The organism is Nocardia otitidiscaviarum (assembly GCF_007362295.1).
Taxonomy (GTDB): Bacteria; Actinomycetota; Actinomycetes; order Mycobacteriales; family Mycobacteriaceae; genus Nocardia; species Nocardia otitidiscaviarum.
In genome coordinates this window covers 1,016,049-1,034,309 of the sequence record NZ_CP041695.1, presented here as the reverse complement: position 1 = coordinate 1,034,309, position 18,261 = coordinate 1,016,049, and the positions used below count along the sequence as shown (strand labels likewise).

Annotated in this window: 17 protein-coding genes; 2 read left to right on the top strand and 15 right to left on the bottom strand. The window is 69.6% G+C overall.

Features of this window, described 5'->3' with window-relative positions:
* Positions 1–104 precede the first annotated feature (104 nt).
* From FOH10_RS04440 to FOH10_RS04430, 3 genes are read right to left on the bottom strand one after another with little or no spacing between them, the layout of a single operon-like run.
* On the bottom strand, positions 105–998 hold the full coding sequence (locus FOH10_RS04440; protein WP_143979726.1) for an ROK family protein: 894 nt from the start codon (positions 996–998) through the stop codon (positions 105–107).
* 50 nt (positions 999–1,048) lie between these two features.
* Positions 1,049–1,999, bottom strand: a complete 951-nt coding sequence (locus tag FOH10_RS04435; protein ID WP_143979725.1) for a hypothetical protein — start codon at positions 1,997–1,999, stop codon at positions 1,049–1,051.
* A gap of 14 nt (positions 2,000–2,013) precedes the next feature.
* The gene (locus FOH10_RS04430) at positions 2,014–4,248 is read right to left on the bottom strand and encodes a serine/threonine-protein kinase (RefSeq protein ID WP_143979724.1); all 2,235 of its coding nucleotides are present in this window, start codon (positions 4,246–4,248) and stop codon (positions 2,014–2,016) included.
* Positions 4,249–4,386: 138 nt separating this feature from the next.
* On the opposite strand from FOH10_RS04430, the gene FOH10_RS04425 reads away from it, so the two are divergent.
* Together FOH10_RS04425 and FOH10_RS04420 are read left to right on the top strand one after the other, a co-directional pair.
* Positions 4,387–5,451, top strand: coding sequence for an SPFH domain-containing protein (locus FOH10_RS04425; protein ID WP_143979723.1), 1,065 nt, complete (start codon positions 4,387–4,389; stop codon positions 5,449–5,451).
* A 98-nt stretch (positions 5,452–5,549) separates the two neighbouring features.
* Positions 5,550–6,320 carry a MerR family transcriptional regulator gene (locus FOH10_RS04420; RefSeq protein WP_051037977.1) on the top strand — a complete coding sequence of 257 codons (771 nt, stop codon included), beginning with the start codon at positions 5,550–5,552 and terminating at the stop codon, positions 6,318–6,320.
* Here the strand turns inward: FOH10_RS04420 and FOH10_RS04415 are convergent.
* The 12 genes from FOH10_RS04415 to FOH10_RS04360 form a co-directional block, all read right to left on the bottom strand.
* Entirely contained in the window at positions 6,305–7,108 is an 804-nt protein-coding gene (locus FOH10_RS04415; RefSeq protein WP_143979722.1) for a hypothetical protein, read from the bottom strand. The two genes, FOH10_RS04420 and FOH10_RS04415, sit on opposite strands and share 16 nt — an antisense overlap.
* Before the next feature lie 6 nt (positions 7,109–7,114).
* The gene (locus FOH10_RS04410; RefSeq protein ID WP_143979721.1) at positions 7,115–8,215 is read right to left on the bottom strand and encodes a discoidin domain-containing protein; all 1,101 of its coding nucleotides are present in this window, start codon (positions 8,213–8,215) and stop codon (positions 7,115–7,117) included.
* Positions 8,216–8,275: 60 nt separating this feature from the next.
* Positions 8,276–8,602, bottom strand: coding sequence for a helix-turn-helix domain-containing protein (locus FOH10_RS04405; protein ID WP_244961609.1), 327 nt, complete (start codon positions 8,600–8,602; stop codon positions 8,276–8,278).
* A 10-nt stretch (positions 8,603–8,612) separates the two neighbouring features.
* Complete coding sequence (eccE, locus tag FOH10_RS04400; protein ID WP_143979720.1) at positions 8,613–10,442, bottom strand: type VII secretion protein EccE; 1,830 nt, start codon at positions 10,440–10,442, stop codon at positions 8,613–8,615.
* Complete coding sequence (gene mycP, locus FOH10_RS04395; RefSeq protein WP_143979719.1) at positions 10,439–11,821, bottom strand: type VII secretion-associated serine protease mycosin; 1,383 nt, start codon at positions 11,819–11,821, stop codon at positions 10,439–10,441. Before mycP ends, eccE begins: the two co-directional genes overlap by 4 nt.
* Complete coding sequence (gene eccD, locus FOH10_RS04390; RefSeq protein WP_244961607.1) at positions 11,821–13,329, bottom strand: type VII secretion integral membrane protein EccD; 1,509 nt, start codon at positions 13,327–13,329, stop codon at positions 11,821–11,823. The genes mycP and eccD overlap by 1 nt, the downstream gene beginning before the upstream one ends.
* Positions 13,326–14,885, bottom strand: coding sequence for a MinD/ParA family ATP-binding protein (locus tag FOH10_RS35430; RefSeq protein ID WP_244961605.1), 1,560 nt, complete (start codon positions 14,883–14,885; stop codon positions 13,326–13,328). Before FOH10_RS35430 ends, eccD begins: the two co-directional genes overlap by 4 nt.
* A 50-nt stretch (positions 14,886–14,935) precedes the next feature.
* Positions 14,936–15,766 carry an ESX secretion-associated protein EspG gene (locus FOH10_RS04380; RefSeq protein ID WP_143979718.1) on the bottom strand — a complete coding sequence of 277 codons (831 nt, stop codon included), beginning with the start codon at positions 15,764–15,766 and terminating at the stop codon, positions 14,936–14,938.
* A 30-nt stretch (positions 15,767–15,796) separates the two neighbouring features.
* A complete protein-coding gene (locus FOH10_RS04375) occupies positions 15,797–16,099 on the bottom strand; it encodes a hypothetical protein (RefSeq protein ID WP_039818542.1) in 303 nt (100 codons plus the stop codon).
* Positions 16,100–16,165: 66 nt separating this feature from the next.
* A complete protein-coding gene (locus FOH10_RS04370) occupies positions 16,166–16,531 on the bottom strand; it encodes a hypothetical protein (protein ID WP_143979717.1) in 366 nt (121 codons plus the stop codon).
* Position 16,532: 1 nt separating this feature from the next.
* Positions 16,533–17,822 carry a PPE domain-containing protein gene (locus FOH10_RS04365; protein ID WP_143979716.1) on the bottom strand — a complete coding sequence of 430 codons (1,290 nt, stop codon included), beginning with the start codon at positions 17,820–17,822 and terminating at the stop codon, positions 16,533–16,535.
* 70 nt (positions 17,823–17,892) lie between these two features.
* Complete coding sequence (locus tag FOH10_RS04360) at positions 17,893–18,210, bottom strand: PE domain-containing protein (protein WP_143979715.1); 318 nt, start codon at positions 18,208–18,210, stop codon at positions 17,893–17,895.
* Positions 18,211–18,261: the final 51 nt, after the last annotated feature.

Below are 18,261 nucleotides of genomic sequence, written 5' to 3'. Positions count from 1 at the left end.
TCGGGCGGTGGTTCCCCTCATCATCACCGGCCTCGCCAGCACGGCTGCCGTCCCCGCAGACCGCGGCAGCTGTGCTGGCTTACAACAGCGCCGCTGTGCCGCCGCTACTGTCCATCCGGCGGTAGTGCGAGCAATCCGGCACCGGTCAGCACCGCCGTATCGCCCAACTGTGAGGGCATCACCCGCAGGCCGGACAGGAATCCGATCCGCGCATGCGCGCCTACCGCCGCACCCAGTGACTTCCAGAGCGCGGGACCTGCCGTCGCGGCCTCGCCGCCGACCACCACGCGGTCGACGTCGAACAGTGCCGCCACCGACGACAGCGCCTGTCCCAGAACGGTTCCCATGCGCTCCACCGCCGCACCGGCAGTGGCGTCGCCCGCGCCGGCCGCGGCGATGAGCGCCGCGAAACCGTCCCCCTGCCAGCCGCGCTTCTCGGCCCAGCGCACGGCCGCGGACGTGCTGGCGATGGCCTGCACACACCCCCGGGCGCCACAGTCGCAGAGATCGTCGTAGCCGGACATCACCATATGGCCGATATTGCCCGCGTTTCCGGTACGTCCCACCGCCACGAAACCACCGACCACGATGCCGCCGCTGATCCGAGAGGACACCGACACGACCAGTGCGTCCGGGACACCGCGCAGCAGGCCGTGGCGCTGTTCGGCCAGCGCGGCGCACACGCCGTCGAGCGCCATTCCCACGGTGGCCGAGGGGAATTGCTTACGCGCGGCCTCGACCAGGCCGAAGCCGACCTGCCATTCCGCGATATCGGGCGGGGCCGCCACCCCGGCGGCCATATCGACGGGCCCGGTGGTGCCGATGCCCAGACTGGTGACATCACCGCCGGCGGCCACCTCGACCAGCAGGTCGCGGCAGCTGTTCCAGGGCGCGCGCGAGGTCACCGGGATCGCCCGGACATCCTGCACCTTCCCGTCCGGTGCCACCCGACCGGCCGCGAACCGGGTCGGGCCGATCTCCAACGCCAGAACCGTCATTGTTTGTGCTCCAATCCAGCTGTTCGCCTGTTCGTCCTCGGTTCATCGGTTCAGGCACGCGGCGCCGAGAGCGCGGCCAGCGTGTTCAGGTCGCCGTTCAGTGTCTCGACGATCTCGTTGATGGCCAGCGCCGTCGCCCGAACCTCCACCCGCAGACCATCGATGTGGTCGGCCGCCAGCTCCGCGTCGGTCGCGACCGCCATCAGCGCGGTGATGTCGAGGCCCACCCCGACCGTGCGCTCGGCGATCTCGGCATTGGTCAGTTCGGCCTGGAGTTCCGCCAGATGCGCGCGGTAGGCGGTCAACGCGCTCACCCGAGCGACCAGACCGGTCCACACCCGAGCCAGGGCCGCGTGCGCGTTCTCGGTGGCCTGCCGCGCCGTCGTCGCGGTCGTGGAATCGCCGACGACGTCGGTGAGCGGCCTGGACGCGCACTCCACCCGCAATGCGTGCTGGATGATCGCGTCGAGCTCGGCGTCCAGGTCCAGCCGCAGACGATGCGACATCAGGTAGCCGCTCTGCCAGGCGGGCGAATCGGCGATGCTGTCCCGCAATTCCACGGCGCGCGCGATGAGTTCGGGAACCGGGAACGCCTCGATCGGATCGCCGCGCAGCCCCCGATCATCGCTCGGATCGGGCACATACAACCGCCTGGTCGCGGCGGCCACGGCGCGCCGGTCACTCGCGGTCAGCGATACGGTGGAACGCGCGGTGCGGCGCAGCGTCGCACCGGCGGCGACGACCGCCGCGGCGAGCACGAGGCCCCACAGCCACGGCGGTCCCGTGCCGAGGAGGAGCAGCAGCAGCGCACCCGCCCCGAGCACACCGGCGGCACCCAGCACGACGACGGAATCGCCGCCCCCGGTGATCCCTTGGTGGACCGGCGGATACCCCGCGGCGCGCCGCTGTTCGAGCCGCTGCCGCAGCTGCGCCGACAGCTGTCGCTCATCGACATAGGTCAGCCAGGTTCCGTCGAAGGTGTAGTCGATCAGGCGTGTCATCGGCTCACCCAGCACTACCACCAGGTGCGCGGACGCACCTGGTTGGCCAGGTCGACCAGATGGTAGCGGTGCATCCGGTCGTCGCATTTGCGCGCGAGCAGTCGCAGGGACTCCGAGACGCCGTGGCGCACGCCGTCTTCGGTGAACGGCACACCCAGCAGCGTCGTCTGCGGGCGCTCCGGACCGCGCCGCGTGGTCAGCCACATCAGTGCGGCGTTCAACACCAGCACGCGCATCTGCTGCGCGCGCGGTTCGTCCGCGGGCAACTCCCGCACCCGAGTCGCGGCGGCGTGCAGGTCGGACTCCTCGAGTTCGGCCGGCGGCCGGGACACCAGCAGCACGCAGCCGGTCATCCGGGCCAGCGCGTGCAGGCTCGAAGTCCGTGCCACTTCGTCCAGGACCGCTACCGCCGCGAGAGGATCGCGGGCGGCCGCCAAGCGGCGGGCCATGCCGAAAGCGGCACTGACCGCGCTGCGGTTGGTGCGCCAGACGATCGTGTAATACCGCAGCGCCACCTCGTGCCAGCGCCCGGCGTGATCATCGGCGGGTTCGGTCTCCGACCGCGAAATCCGTTCCTGCAGAAGGAGTTCAGCAGTGGCAGCCAGGGCCAGAGAGGGCGTGAGCTCCCCCGGCACCCTGGTGTGCACCGTGTCGAATCGGGTGAATGCTTCGTCGAAGTCCTCCGCCAGCAAGGCCGCGACACCCCGGTACCAGGCGATACGCCAGTCCGCGCGACTGTCGGACGCGATCCGGTCCAGCCGCTGCCTGGCGGCGACCGGATCGCCCATATCCAGATACGCACGCACCTCCGCCAGTGCGCCCTCCAGTTCGTACGAGGCCGGTGTGTCGATCTTGCCGGCCTGCGACCACTCCGCGACCATCCGCAGCGTGTCGAGTACCTGCTGCGGATCACTGGGCAGCGACCGCGACGACAGATTCACGCTCGGATCGTCGACGTCGGTCAGCGGCACCGGCAGCGCCGCGACCACACTGGACGCGTCCAGGGTCCCGTGCCGGTACACGCCGTCGGCGAGGCTGTCGGTCGGCGCGATCAGCGCCGTGGTCCCGAAACTGGTGCGCTGCGCGCTGAACAGGGTCGACGCCTGCGGGTACTCCTCGCCGGTGTCGGTCGCGAGCACGGTGGCGAGCACGCCGGTCAGCTGCGTGTGCAGTGCCTGCATGGTCGGAAACCGCAGTGCCGGATCGGGATCGGTCGCCCGCAGCAGCAGCCGGTAGAACGCCTCGTAGCGGCGCAGCACCGGCTGCTCGATCGGGGTGGGCAGATCGTCGCTGCCACCGCGCGCCCGGCGCGCTGGATCGAGGGTCAGCGCGGCCAGGGTCCGGCCGACCGTGTAGATGTCGGAGGCGACCGTGGGTCCGGTGCTGGTGAGCTCCGGGGCCTGGAAACCCGGTGTGCCGTAGAGATATCCGGCCGAATCCATGGCCGCCACCGCACCGAGGTCGATGAGCTTGACCCGTTCCCCGACCATGATGTTGCCGGGCTTCAGGTCGTTGTAGGCGAGGCCGTTGGAGTGCAGATACTCCAGTGCCGGAACGATTTCCAGGACGAAGGCGATGGCCTCGGCGACCGAGAGCCGATGCGGGGCGGCCGCGTGCAGGATGTCGTCCAGAGACCGGCCGTCGGCGTACTCCATCACGATGTAGCCGCACGGCTGCCCGTGCGGGGGCTGATGCTGAACGAAGTTGTAGATCTTCACGATATTGGGGTGCGACACCTCGGCCAGGAACTGCCGCTCGGCGACGGCGACCGCATGGGCCTCGAAGTCGCCGTAGGTCATCAGCCCTTTCAGCACCACCCATCGATCACTGACATTGCGGTCGATCGCGAGATACACCCAGCCCATACCGCCGTGGGCGAGGCAGCCCTGCACCTCGTATTGGTCCGCGACCAGATCGCCCTCCGCCAGCGCGGGCCGAAAATCGAAGGGCGCGTCACAGATCTCGCATTCGCCCGATGCCGTGGCGGGCACGGCCGGCGTGGAACGGCCGACCGGCTCGTCACACCGCCAGCAGAACCGTTTCTCTTCTCGGACAACCGGTTCGGCGAGGACCGCGGTACGCGGATCGATCGGCTCGGCGGGCGGCAGTTCCACCCAGCCCCCACCCAGTCGACGAACGCTGGGCCGCGAACGCGGGCCGCGTCCGGCACCGAGCCCGGCATCGTCGAGCGCGGCGACCAACCCGGTGGTGGACAGCTCTGGTGCGGATTCGGTGCCGTGGTCCAGCATTCGGCCCCCTCCCGGTCTGCCTCGGCGGCGTGTGCCTCGGCATTCTGCGCGCCCGGTCACCGATACGCCACGCGACCCTTCCCCACCGTGGGAATACGACGCTCGGCCGGCCTGGGAAGCGACCGTATCCTCGACGACATGGCCTGGTTCGAGCGGGAATTCATCGCTGTTCCCGACAGCCGCAAGAACCAGTTGGTGTACAAGTGGCCGGACGTCAACATCCGGCGCTTCTCCCGCGTGATCGTGAACTCCGGCGAGGTCGCGCTGTTCGTGCATACCGGACAGGTCGCGGGTCTGATGACTCCCGGTCGGCACCGGGTCGACGCCACCGAACTGCCGGGCCTGGGCGCCCTGCTGGACGCCGTCACCGGCGGCAACGCCTACCGTGCGGAGCTGTATTTCGTGGGAACCAGGGAGTTCCCGGGCAACAGGTTCGGCGGCCGGCTCGACGACATCCTGGATCCCCGCAGCGAGCAGATCGTCACCCTGCGCGTCTTCGGCGAGTACGCGCTGACCGTCCAGGATCCGGCCGCCCTGGTCACGGGGCTGATCGGCACCGTCGACCTGGCCGACCCCGACCAGGTCACCGCATGGTGCTCGGATCTGCTGCTGCGCTCGATGAAGATCGCGGTGACATCCGGGATCACCAATGGCCGGTGGCCGGTGCTCGGTCTCTCGGCGCACATGCCGGAGATCGACACCGACGTGCTGGCGGTGACGAACCGGCAGCTGCGCAGGTATGGGCTGCTGATCACCCGCATGGGCAACTTCGACATCAACCTGGCACCCGAGGATGCCGATCGGCTCAAGCGGCTGGCCAAGGACACCAGATACCTCGAACTGGTGGGCGACTTCGGGCAGTACGCGGCGGGCGAGCTGGCGATCGGAGCCGGTCAGGGCATGGCGCACGGCGGCGACGCCGCTCTGGGCGGAGCCTTCCTCGGCGCCGGGCTCGGCCTGAGCGCCGTCCACCCGCAACTCGCGGCGCGGCCCCGGTACAGTGCTCCCGGAAATACGGCGGACCGTGGGCATTCGGGTTCCGCGTGCCCACGGTGCCGGGCGGTGCACCCGGCTTCGACGGCGTTCTGCACCAGCTGCGGCGAACGGATGAGCACCGAGCGGTCGTGCACCGGCTGCGGGGCCGCGCTGCCGCCCGATGCCCGGTTCTGCGGTGCGTGCGGCACGCGGTCCGCCGACCGTTGACCCAACCGGTCTGAACTTCGGTGTGACACTTCCTGACGTACCGTTGAATATCGTGTCGTTCTATTTTCAAGGAATTCCCACTGTGGTTTCCTTGAAGGATGGCAGTCGAGGCGAAGTACACGATCGACGAGTTGGCGCGGGAAGCCGGCACCACCGTCCGCAGCCTGCGTGTCTATCACGAGCGTGGCATTCTTCCCCCACCGATGGTGAAGGGCCGAACCGGCTACTACAGCCCGGAGCATCTGAGCCGGGTGCGCACCATCAGCCGCCTGCTCAACCGAGGGATCAAGCTGAGCGGTATCAAGGAACTGCTGAAGGCTTGGGACCGCGGCGACGGGCTCTCCGACGTGCTCGGCGTCATCGACGAGACGACCGCCCGATCCGGCAAATTCCCCAATGAGACCATCTCGGCCGCCGAACTGCAGGAGCGGTACCGCGACGTTCCCGACGGCCTCGCGCGGATCGTCGCCATCGGGCTCTACCAACCCGTCGATGCCGTCACCTATCGGATCGCCAATCCTCGGCTGATCACCATCGGCAGTCGACTTACCGAGGCCGGGCTGCCGCTGAGCGAGGTCGTCGACGAGCTGGAGAATCTCTACGCCGACTGCGACCGCATCGCGCGCCGGCACGTCGACCTCTTCCACCGGATGGGCTGGGCCCGTTTCCAGCAGTCCGAGCGCACCCCGGACGACCTGGCCAGGGTCACCGAGCAGCTGGCCGCCACCCGCGTCGTTCCGGGGCGCGCGACCGTGGCGCTGGTGAGCCAGCTGGTGCTGCGCTATCTGGAGGACGACACCGCGGAATTGGCCGAACTCTACGACGATCCGGCGGATCTGACGGCGGCGCTACGTCACGAACCGTCCTGATCGAGCAGCCCCGACCGCTCCAGAAAGCTCCGGGCGCTCCCGTCCCCGTCGAAGGCCCCGGTCTCCAGAACGACACCGGTCCTGATGTCGGCGTAGCGCACGGTGGCCGAGGGTCCCACCGCCGCGAACACGTCGCCGTCGGCGACGATCGTCCGGGCACTCGAACGCCACTGCTCGACGGTGGCCGCGAGCGCATCGGACGGCGGCGTGCGCACATGGAAGGTCAGATCCCGGCCCGCCGACAGGCCCCGCAGTAACGGGTCACCGGCCGCGAGTACGCACCGTTCGCCGGACTCGGCGTGGTAGGGCCGACAGGTAGCGGCACGCAGCGGTTCGGGCAGCCGGGCGGACGCGGTCGTGGCGGCGATCGGCGTGAGCGGCGGCGAGAACCTGCCCGCGATGAGCACACCACACACCAGCAGCACGGCCAGGCCCCCGACGGTCAACAGCCAGTGCCGCGGTGAATACCGCTTCCGCTCGGTCAGGGTCCGAACCCCGGAGGCCAGACCGTGTTCGACGGCGCCCACCGCGCGGAGGGCGTCCGCGCCACCGCGGGCAGCCGCTCCGCCGAAACGGACCGCGGACTCCGCATCGTGCGCGATGCGGGCGGCGGCGGTACCGATCCCCGGATGCCGGTGCTCCGGAACCGGCGGTGCCTCGCTCGGCCGCGGATCCGCCGCCGGTCCGGCGGCCGGGGCGGGCGCGGCCAGCGGCGCACCGCAGTACGCACAGCGCGCCAGGTCGCCGTCATTACGATGCGAGCAGTAGCCGCATGTCACCGCGGACATCTCGACTCACCCCTGCGGCTTTCCGGTGATCACGATCGAGGACACGGCGGTGTCGTTCAGCGATCGATCGCCACTCGACTCGAGAATCGTCAGAATGATCTCCGATGCCCGCACCGGCGGGCTGATCTCGGTGGTCACGACGCCGCGCTGATCGAGGGTCTCCTGGGTGTAGGTGGTGAAGTTCTCGTTGTCGAACTGGTACGACACCCGGCTCGCCGTCCGGTGCCGGCTCCATTCGTCCACGCCGTCGGCGCGGATGTGGTCCCAGCCGGGCACGATCGAGATGGATTCGACGAGATAGGTCCCGCCCAGGTCGATGGTCAGCACCTGGCCGTCGACGTGATAGGCCCGCACACACGACCACGCCTTGCCCGCCTCACCCGAGAAGGCGTCCATACCGTCGGTGCTGCCCGGCGGACAGTGGCTCGTCGCCGACACCACCTCGATCGGCTTCCCACGGCTCACCTCCTCGGTCGGCTCGGCGGGCGGCGGCGCGGGCGTCGGCGCCGCCGACGTCACGACCAGTGGTTGCCCCGCCTGTTGCTGCTCACCACCGGTGGTGATGAGCACGACCAGCAGCAGGACGGCCAGCACCGCGCCGACGGACAGCAGTACCTTGGGTTTGCGCAGCTGTGGAGCGATCCGCTGCGTCAACGCACCGAGACGGCCGCCGGGCGTCGGCCGCAACAGGTCGTCGAACCGGTCCTTGCCGACCGGCTCCTCCCGCCGTTTCGGTGGGGCCTCGGTATCGCGCCGCTCCGGTGGCATCCGAGCCGGATCGGTGAACCCCTGTGCTCTGGGCTCGATGGGCCCCGAGCCGTTCAACAGCGCGTTGATCTGCTCACTGGCAGAGGACCTCCGTGCCGAACGCGGGCGGACCGGCGCCGGGCTGCCCGCCCCGGTGGGGCGCCGTGGTTCCGGAACGGTTTCCGCCTCCGCCAGCTCGCGGTCCGCGGCATCCAGGTCCGTCGCGGCCGAGCCAGTCGAAACCGGTTCGGGCGCTTCCTTTTCCGCCTCCGGCTTCGCCCCGGACGAGCCCGGCAACAGCGCGGCCAGGACCACGCTCCGATGGCGGAGGAAGACATCTCCCGGTTCCTCGTCGGGCATGCCGGGAATCGTATCGATTTCTCGGTCGCCGCCCGTTCCCAAGTGTGAGAACGCCACCGGCTACTGGTTGGGCTCGGTGATGAAATACTCTGGCGCGACATCGAATACGCGCGCCAGCGCGACGATCAGATCCAAGCGCGGTATGGCCTCACCGTGGATGAGGCGGTACAGGCCGGACTGCGATATCGGCACGTCCGGGTAGGCCAGCTCCAGGTGTTGGGCCAGTGAGTACAACGTCAGCGACCGCACCGGACCGTCGTCCTCGGTGGATACGACCGATTCCGCGACGAGTTCGGCGAGCCGCTTGGAGAACACCGACGCCGCCAGCTGTCGCGGCGTCAGTTCCTCACCGCCGCCGCCATTCCGGGATTCCGCCTCCGCTGACACGATATTCGACCTACTTTCCATCCGAGCCGGACGCGGGCCGGGCGCCCGCGAGTTCGGGTACCGGACGCTGCCGGTCCGGGGACGAGATACCGGCGGATTCGTCGACACCGGTCAGGAACCGGTCCTCGCCGATCGGTTCGATCAGATCGATCCGCACGGTGTGCATGGGGATACCGACATCGATCGCGGCCGCGCCGGTCTGATCGATGGACAGGTCGGCGGATCGCTGCCGTGGTCCGCCGGGTGCACTGATGACGATCGTGGTGGGCGCGGCCGTGGTACTCGGCACGAGCTGGTCGAAGACCGCCACGGTCGCCGGGCCCACTTCGGGCTCGGTACCGTTGCGCGCCCCGATCGGGCCGTGTGCACCGACCAGCCGCAACGACCGGGGATCTCCGACCGCGTCCACCAGGTGCTGCCACTGCCCCGGGCGGCTCGAATGGATCTCGACATCGGCGCCTACGGCCACGGTCCGGAGCACGATCTGCTGGGCGATCGGCAGCTCCGCGTGCACGTCGACGGTGCGCCGCCGCGGGTTGTACCGCACCGGATCGTAAAGGGGCAGTGCGAGATTGTGTTCGGCCCGCCCTCTGATCGCACCGAGAATCTGCCCACTGGGACCGATCGCCATGCGCAGTTGTTCCGCCGCTACCTCGAGCTGTTCTCCGACCTGCCACACGACCGGATCGACGCGGCGTGGGCGGCCGATACGGTGCCACCGTTCGCGGCCACCGACCGGTAGCGATGCCAGCAGCGCGGCGCCTTGACGGCCGGTCAGTGGATGCAGGTAAGCGGGTCGTCCGACCTGCGGCCCCGGCCCGACATAGCGCGCCAGGGCACGCACCTCGACCTCGCGGTCTTCGGCAGCGCCCGTACCGCCGTGTCGGACGCCCCGGCTGGTCAATGCCACGGTGAGGGTTGTCCGGCCGGTGTGCCACGTCCAGCAGGTATCGAGGGCATCGTCGATCCGCGCGAGATCGATCTCATAGCTGGTGACGTGGCGAGTCGGCACCGGTCCGGCCAGCATGCGCCAGCTCTCTCGCAGATCGGTCAATTCGAATCCGGTGTGCAGCGACCGGGTCGCCGCCTGCATGGCCTCGGCGGGCAGCGGATGAGCGGCGATGTCTATCTCGCGCAGCCGGGCCGCGATGCGATGTGCCGCGGAGGCAAGCGCTTTCGGCGCCGCGGCCGCCGCCGAACCACGCCGGGCGAGGGGCTCGAGGTTCCGTTCGACATCCAGACGCAGCACCAACCAGGTCAACCGCTCCCCGACCGCCGGGTCGGTGCCGATCAGCTGGTCGTACAGCATGCCGTAGCTTCCCACGGACCGAACCCGCCGGCCAGTCGTCACGATGTCGATGTCGATCGCGATGCCGTACTGGTCGAGCATCTCGGCGAGCACCGGCACCGGCACCGTGTCCTCGGTGTAGGTGGTGCCCGCGCCGATGATCGTCGGCAGATCCAGGTTCGGAGCCAGCTGGATCATCGCGATCAGGGTGTCACCCCCACGCCGGATGCCGCAGACGCCCGCGGCCACACGCACGTCGACCACCGACTCCGGTCGCACGAGTTCGCGGGCCCGGGCCGACCGACCGGCACGGTACCCGATCCAGTCGCGCACCCATCGGTAGGCGGTGCGCTGGCCCACGGGCACCACGACGACGGCTGACCACAGTGCGAGAACCAGTGCGGCGACCCACCACGGATGGGTCCGGGACAGCACGACCAGCATGAGGACGGCGATGAAAACCGCCCCGGCGACCGGGCCGGGTTCGGCGCCGAACGGTAGCCGCGGGGCCGGAGTGCCGCTCGGACCGGCGCCGCGGAACGATACGGTCACCGCGACCTCGACGACTGGGTGCCGGACCGCCGGATCCCGGCGAACCCGGGGCCGAAGCCGACCGCGAGACCCAGCAGTACGGCACCGGCGATGACCACTGTGGCGGTGATCGCGGGGCGCAGGTCTCGCGGTCGTTCGGGTGGTTTCACGGCCAGCGGCGCGGACTGGAAGAGCCCCTCCGGTCGGCTGGGCGGCGTCCGGTAGCTGAGCGCCGCCAGTGGGTCGATGAGCCCGGCGCCGACCACATTGTCCACACCGCGAGCCGGCGAATGGGCGCTGGCTTGCAGGCGCGTCGCGATCTCGGCCGGTGTCTCGCCCGGGAACCGCGACCGCAGCAGGGCGGCGACACCGCTGACATACGCGGTGGCGAAGGACGCACCGCCGATCTCGGACAGCGCGGCCGGATCGCCGACTCCGCTGACGACGCCACCACCGGGACCGAGAGATACGATGCCGGTCCCCGGTGCGGCCACCGAGACCCAGGGTCCGGCGAGCGAGCTGTCCAACGCGGCACCGGCGACGGTGGTGACGCCGACCGTGAGCACCTCGGGGGTGAACCAGCCGGGTGTGGATATGGTCTGCACCCTCCGCCAGCCGCGCGGATCCACCGAATCGGTGGGATCGACACCCGGATTCTGCTGGTTGCACCCCGATCCGCCGGTGTCACCGGCGCTGGCGACGATCAGTGCGCCACGTACCCGGACGGCGTAGCCGATGGCCGCCGAGAGCTGGGACTGATCGACCGCCTCCCGCACCGGCACGCATATCGGCAGCGCCACGGTGATCACACCCGCGCCCTGCCGGGCCGCGTGCACGATGGCGCGGGCCAGCGTGCGGACCTGGACCGCTGCCTCCGCGCCCGGCCGGAAGTGCTGCGGATCCTCGGCCGTGAACGCCGCGGACCGGTAGCGGATGGACAGGATCCGGGCCTCGGGGGCGACGCCGATGAACCCGTCCGTGGGGTCTGCTGTGCCGGCGATGATGCCGGCCACCAGGGTGCCGTGCGCGTCGCAATCGGACAGTCCCTCGCCGCCGTCGGCGACATAATCCCCACCTCCGACGACATCGCGCAGCCGGTGGCTCGGTTTCACCCCGGTATCGATCACGGCCACGGTGACGCCCGCGCCCCGGCTCAGTTCCCTGGCTCGGGACAGGTTCAAGGCGGTGTCGACCGGGGGCTGCCGCGCCGGATCGGTTCCCGGAAGAATACCGGCCGCCACGCAGCCTTTGTCCTGTTTCATCGGAAACTCCGGTTTCGGCGGCTCTTCCGCTGGTGGCGGTCCGACGACGACCTGTGGCGGCTCGACGGCGGCCGCGGGCGCCGCACCGGTGAACAGGGCGGCCGCCACCAGCGTCACGGCGCATCCGGTCGTACGCATCAGATCGCCCTCATCGCCGCATAGATGCCCATGATCCAGAACGCCAGGATCGGCACGATCAGCAGCAGCAGGTATTCGAACAGGTCGGTCACCCGCCGGGTCACCGGGGACAGCCGGACATTCGGCAACCGGACCGCCGCGAGACAACCCAGCACCGCCGCAACCAGAACGAGGACCGCGACCAGCAGCCGGACGCCGACCGTATCGTGCACGCCGACCAGCACGATTCCCAGCCCGATCACCGTCACCGCGGATCCGGTCACCAACGCGATGGCCTGCACGCGGTCCGGATACCAGCGGGCCCGCATCGCCAGGATTCCCGCGACCGCCACGGCGAGCACGATCTCGCGGATCTTGCCGGGGTGCGTCGCGGCCGCCAGCACCGTGGCGACGGACAGCGACAGCGACAGCGCCACGACCAATCCGCGCAGGCTCGTCACCGCCAGACGCGCCCGTGATTCGAAGGTGGCCTCGATGCGTCGGCGTTGCGGGTCGTCGGGTTCGCTCTCGTTGCCGGTCTCGGCGTCGAAGATGTCGGTGAGTGTCGCGGGCGCCACCTCGTTGCCCGGGTCGGGCAGATCGGGTGGCCGGATCCGGGCGATCACCGCGGCCACCCGCGGAGCCGATCCCAGCAGCATCACGATGACCAGCACCGCACCGGCCGCCACCTGGCTCGCCGACAGCTCCAGATAGGCCGCGGGCAGCGCCGCGAGAACGCCGAGGATGCCGAGCGCGGTCACCGACATCAGCGTCGCGATACCCACCCGGGTCACGCGCATCATGGTCGCCGCGGCGACGGCGGCGACCACGGCGCCCGCCGCGAGGTTGGCCGCGGTGAATCGGCCGGTTTCGTCGTATTCCGTCGGCACCAGCATGGCGCCGCCGGCGAACAGCAGCACCAGGGCGGCGAGGGCCGATCCCAGGCAGGCGCGGGGCGCGGCGAACCGCTGGCCGGCGACGACGGCCGCACCCAGGAACACCGCGCCCAGCAGCAGGGCGGGGACCGCACACCACAGGACCGATCCGCTGCGCAGCCATGCCCAGGTCAGCATGCTCGCGGCCGCCGTCGCACCGGCCACCAGCACGCCGAAGCCGACCACCGCCGACGTTCCGGCGTCGTATTCGGCGAACTCGCGCTCGTTGATCAGGGCGAGCGCGTCGGTGATGTCCTCGACGATCGGCCGGAACACTTCCGCGGACTCGACCGGCATCAGCACCAGCACGGCGCCGTCGGCGATGTCGTGGTCGGCAAGGCTGCGCCAGCGCGGAATCGGGAGCTGTCCGGGTCGGGCCAGACTCCACTGTCCGACCGGCGGGGTGAAGTCGACGTCGTCGTCCTCGACCGCCGCGGCCAGCACTTCGAGCAGATCGTCGATGAATGTCTCCACCGCGAACTTGGTGGGCACCACGACGTCCACCTGATAGGTGGCCACCATGATCGCCACCCGGACCCGGGCCACTTCCGCCGAGGTCGCCGCGTCCGCGGCCGGCGAGGCGACAGCGGTCACCGTGTCGCTCCTCGGAAGGTCGGGAACCCGTCGGACAGGGCCGCGGCCAGTTCCTCGAACGCCAATACGGTGTCGCCGTGCAGCAGTCGCAGATCGATCTCGCCGCCCTCGGCCAGATGTGGGTCGTAGGGCAGCGTGTAGGTGGGCCGTTCCGCGGTGGCGAACAACTGCTCGATCGCCGCCACGTCGACATTCGGCTTCACCGGATGCTGGTGCACGATGGCCACACTCGACCGGTGGACCAGGCGTTCGAGACCGTGGGCGGCGAGCCAGTTCAGGGTCGCGACCGCACCGGTCACCCCGCCCACCGTGGCCGGGGTGACCACCAGTGCCGCATCACTGCTGGCCAGTACCCCACCGGTCGCCGAATCGAACACACCGGTACCGCAGTCGACGACCACCAGGTTGTAATGCACCCGAAGGGTTTGCACGGCCGCCGCGTACTCGTCTCCGTTCAGCGCCCGGGTGGCATCGGTCGCCCACGGCGACGCGACGACCACCAGATTGGCGTTGTTCGTGGTGGTGTAGGCCTGGACGGCCGAGAACGCCCGGAGATCCCGGGCTTGTGCCAGATCGCGGAGGGTGAGCCCGTACGGATGTCGCACGGTCCGGGTGCCGAGATCGCTGAAGTCGGGATTGGCGTCGACCGCGACCACCCGGTCGTAGCGGATGGAGGCGAAGGTCGATCCGAGTGTCGCCGCGGTCGTGGTCCGGCCGACGCCGCCCTTCACGCTGATGACCGCGATCTGGTAGGTGCCGGGAATCTGCCGCCGGATCCGGTTGCGCCGGTCCTCGGCGCGCTGCTCGGCCGGTGACAGTCCGAAACGGAAGCCAACCTTGTTCAGTGCGCCGCGCACGCCGGTGGACGCCCGCAGGGTCGCACGGTTGGTCGCGGTGATCTCCGCCAGCAGGTGGGAGGCGGCCTGCGCGGCCGAGATGACCTCCACGCGGCCCGCCGGCTCGGACCGCTGCCCGATCGGCTCCACACCCATGGTGACCTCGGGCTCGAGTTCGCCGGTGGCCGACCATCTCGTCACGTCACGTCCCGCGTGCTCGGCGGCACCCGCGGCCTCCGATGCCGCATCGTGGGCCGCCAGGGCGCTGGATTCGCTCCCGGATCCGACGGCGGTGCTCGCGTCTCGCGGCTGCGCCTGCCCGGCCGTATTCGCGGGGTAGGCCGCCGTGGACGATGGCGGCACGGGCGAGGCATATGTCAGTGCGGCCGCGCCGGTCGAGTTCGGCGGCTGTGCCGTGGCATATGTGGATGCCGGTGCGCCGGTCCCGACGGAGGCGACCCCGGAGTGCTGCGGCGGCGCGGCCTGGGCGGTGGTCGGCGTCGCGGTATCCGCCGGGCGCGGCGTCGGCGGCGCGGCGGGTCGGTCCGAGGCGACGGACGCGTCGACGCCTGGCTGGGCACCGCCCGGTCCGGTGGATTCCGCCTGCTGCGCCGCGGCATCGGGACCAGGGGAGTCCGGGAGCAGGTAGGTGCCGTAGCCGCCCAGGTGGCGGGCCGAGTCCTGTCCCCGTCCATTGACGGTCGGTGGTCGATTCACCATGTGCCTCTTCCTCGCACGATCATTCGTTCCCTCACCGATGCCGCCACCGTTCAGACCCGGCTGGTGTCGAACCAGCTGCGGCTCGGCAACATCTCGACCAGGGCGGCGACACCGGCCGCGACGGTGGCGTCGTCACCCGGGGCGAAGGTCGCCCATTGCTGCCCGTCGTAACCGACGCCGGGCGTCGCGACGACCCGGCCGAATTCGGTGTCGAACACGCTCATACACACTCCCGCCTCCGCGGTCCCGCCGTCGTGATGTTCGAGGACCACCACCTCCGCACGCCGCAACACCTCTTCGAACACCCGGCTCAGCACACCCGCGGTGTGCGGAACCGCACCCAACTCCAGGAAGCGCTGCTTCCACTCGGCCGCGCCGTCGGACGGCGCACCGACGAATTCCTCCGGCTCGGCTGTCACCGGCTCGAATTCCACTGCGGGGCAGGGCCCCAACGCCGCGAGCAGCGCGCCGGCCACCGCGCGCAGGTCGCGGGCTTCGTTGAAGACCGGCTGTATCACCACGTGGTCGTCGTACCGCAGCGCCAGCACATGGACGTCGTCGCGACGGACCAGCGACATTCGCAGTACGCCAGCCGGAACCTCGTCGGCACCGGTGTCGATGATTCGCGCGGCGAGCTCCACATCCGGTCGATACAGGCACTCCAGCCAGTGCGCGACCTGTGGATGCACTCGGTCGCCCACGAGCACGCCCGCCTCGACGAGCTGCTCGCGTACGACCGCGTACACCCGGTCACGGTCCTCGACGCGGTAGATATTGGGCATCAGCGCGAGCACCACGGGGTAGGAGTCGATGCCGACCAACTGCTGAAGCAGCAGGGCGGCATCGACATTCAGATCTACCGCTACCGGATCCGAGTCCACTCCGCCACCCGGTGATCGATGCCATCGCGCCTAGATGCCGATAGCAAGGAACCTCGATCCCGCGTCCTTGTCCGTCGTGTTCATCAGTCCGCCGGCGCCACCGGCCGTCATGATCGCCGTCTTCAGTGACTGCAGGGCAGCGTTGTATTCGCCGATCTTCTTCAGCAGCAGATCGATCTGCGGATGCCAGCCGTTCTCCGCCGCCTCACCGGTGAAGGATGCCTTGAGCCCGTTCTCCAGGCCCATCAGGCTTTGATTGTTCTCTTCGATCGCGCCTACGATCTGCTGGAACGTCAGCGTGCTGGTATCGACGGCCTGATAGTTGTATGTCATTGCCATGACAATCGACCTCTTATGCTGTTCGTGAATAGATGTTCGGTTCGTGTGGGGATTTCGTTCTCAGAAATTGGTGTTCACCGGACTGGTCCCCGAAGGTGCGGGGACGTCCACCGCTCCATTGGTGCCCAGTGATGTCGCATTCCGGACCTGGGCGGCCGCGTCCATATCACTGGCATCGATCCTGATACCGGTGTCCTGCAGGGTCTGGATGATCTCCTGCAGTTTCACGGCGAGATCGTGGCCTTTGGTGTGCGCGTTCGTCATGGCTTCCCGCACGGCCGCACCGGCGCCCGGGCTGACGATCGCCGCCGCCAACTCGTCCTGAACGCCGAGCAGTGCCTTCAGATAGCCTTCGTGATTTCCCTGCAGAGCCATCGCATTCCGGGCAGCGGGAATCAATACATCGGGATCAGCATTAAGTGCCATTTCACTTTCCTTCCTCAGTTACCAGCACTAGGCCGCGGTGTACGTCACCGGGACCGCCCTCGTGTGACGAGCTGGCCTCGTCGTCGGCGTACTCGATGACGCCGATCACGGGTGGCTTCTCGAGGACTGGCACCTCCTGGGGCTCTCCCGGGACGTATGCCTTGCTCGACTTCTTCTCGTCGTCGCGGCGACGACGCATTCTCGCCGTGGGTGCGGTGACTCCCCGGCGTGGTGCGCTGCGGGAGACCGGTGCGCCTGACGTTCCGGCGGCCGGTGCACCGAATGCGGTACCGACGCCGGGTGGCCAACTCGACGGCATCCGGAACCCGGTCGACAGCCCGGACATGGCGCCGAGGCCGCCCCGGACCATTCCCATCGCCACCATGCCGCCCATACCGCCGTTCAAGGCGGCGAGGGTGGTCGACCCGGTCGACGTCCCCGGAAAACCCGGCTGGCCCATGGATTCGCCGCCGAACTCCGACATTCCGAGGTCGGCCATATCGGGCATTGCGGGGTCGGTCACCTGGTCCGCCGCCGACGACACCGCCTGCTCGACGTCGGGCAGTGGATTATCCGCCTGCGGGGACGGCTGCGAGGGTCCTTGGCCCGCATCACCGGTGTTCGGTGAGGACCCGCTCTGACCGCCGCCCGAATTGCCGCCGCCCGAATTGCCGCCGGTGGGCCCGCCACCAGTGCCACCCGTCGTCGGATTCGGCGCGGTGGAAAGCTTCGGGACCGGTGCCGGCCCGATAGGGGGAACAGCGGCGGAGTACGGGGAGACCGGACCGGTACCGGCGACGATCGGCGGCGGCGGAATCGGCGGCGGCAACGCCGCCACATGGGCCGACGCCTGTCCGGTGTAGTTGATCATCGAGGAGGCCGCCGTGACCCACATGGTCGCGTAGACCGCCTCGGCGGCCGCCAGCACGGCCGTGGTCGGTGCCGAGGCCGCCCCCGCGAGAGTGGCCGCCCGACATGCCTCGATCACCGCTTTGACCGCCAGAATCGACGGGAGCGGTGGCATCGTGCCCATCGCTCCCGTATACGCCCCGGCGACGCCGGCGGCATGCGCCGCCACCTGGTCGGCGACCGCGGCCTGTTGCCGCAACCAGGCGGCGTGGGTACGGAACGCGGTCGATGCGGCGTTCGCGGAGGGTCCGGCCCACGCGAACGACATCGAGTTCATCGACCCGTCGGAGGCCGCGGCCGTACCCGCGAGCACGGTGGCCAGTTGCCGGTATCCAGCCGAGGTGGCGAGCATGGGCGCCGGTCCCGGACCGGTCGACAACATGAACGAATTGAATTCCGGCGGCAGTGCCGCGAACAGGAAACCCAGCGGGAGTACCACAGGAAGCTCCGGGTCAGCCGTTGAAGGCGGCGCCGCGCGGTGTGACCACCGCGCCGCCCGTGGTATCCGTGCCCTGGTAATTGACACTGACCGGCACCAGTTCCTGCGCACCGGCCTGCAGGTGTCCCGCTCCGGTCGCGGTGAGCTCGAAGAACGGGGCGGCGTATCCGGCGAACGCCACTGCCGACAGGATGCTCACCGGGTCGATCGCGGCGGGAACCGGTGCGGCGGTCGCCGCGGCGGTCGTCATGGAACCGACGAGAGTTGTCTCCGCCGCGACCAATTCGGCGCTGGTGACAGGAAGGTGTTCCGGAGAAATGTGCAGCGTCATCGCATGAACTCCTATCGACGGATGCTGCCCCTTTCGGGCTGCACAGTCAGA

Coding starts and splice junctions, on each gene's coding strand:
- FOH10_RS04440 (WP_143979726.1), bottom strand. CDS start 998: ATGACGGTTCTGGCGTTGGAGATCGGCCCGACCCGGTTCGCGGCCGGT.
- FOH10_RS04435 (WP_143979725.1), bottom strand. CDS start 1,999: ATGACACGCCTGATCGACTACACCTTCGACGGAACCTGGCTGACCTAT.
- FOH10_RS04430 (WP_143979724.1), bottom strand. CDS start 4,248: ATGCTGGACCACGGCACCGAATCCGCACCAGAGCTGTCCACCACCGGG.
- FOH10_RS04425 (WP_143979723.1), top strand. CDS start 4,387: ATGGCCTGGTTCGAGCGGGAATTCATCGCTGTTCCCGACAGCCGCAAG.
- FOH10_RS04420 (WP_051037977.1), top strand. CDS start 5,550: ATGGCAGTCGAGGCGAAGTACACGATCGACGAGTTGGCGCGGGAAGCC.
- FOH10_RS04415 (WP_143979722.1), bottom strand. CDS start 7,108: ATGTCCGCGGTGACATGCGGCTACTGCTCGCATCGTAATGACGGCGAC.
- FOH10_RS04410 (WP_143979721.1), bottom strand. CDS start 8,215: ATGCCCGACGAGGAACCGGGAGATGTCTTCCTCCGCCATCGGAGCGTG.
- mycP (WP_143979719.1), bottom strand. CDS start 11,821: ATGCGTACGACCGGATGCGCCGTGACGCTGGTGGCGGCCGCCCTGTTC.
- FOH10_RS35430 (WP_244961605.1), bottom strand. CDS start 14,885: ATGGTGAATCGACCACCGACCGTCAATGGACGGGGACAGGACTCGGCC.
- FOH10_RS04375 (WP_039818542.1), bottom strand. CDS start 16,099: ATGACATACAACTATCAGGCCGTCGATACCAGCACGCTGACGTTCCAG.
- FOH10_RS04370 (WP_143979717.1), bottom strand. CDS start 16,531: ATGGCACTTAATGCTGATCCCGATGTATTGATTCCCGCTGCCCGGAAT.
- FOH10_RS04365 (WP_143979716.1), bottom strand. CDS start 17,822: ATGTTGTCGACCGGTCCGGGACCGGCGCCCATGCTCGCCACCTCGGCT.
- FOH10_RS04360 (WP_143979715.1), bottom strand. CDS start 18,210: ATGACGCTGCACATTTCTCCGGAACACCTTCCTGTCACCAGCGCCGAA.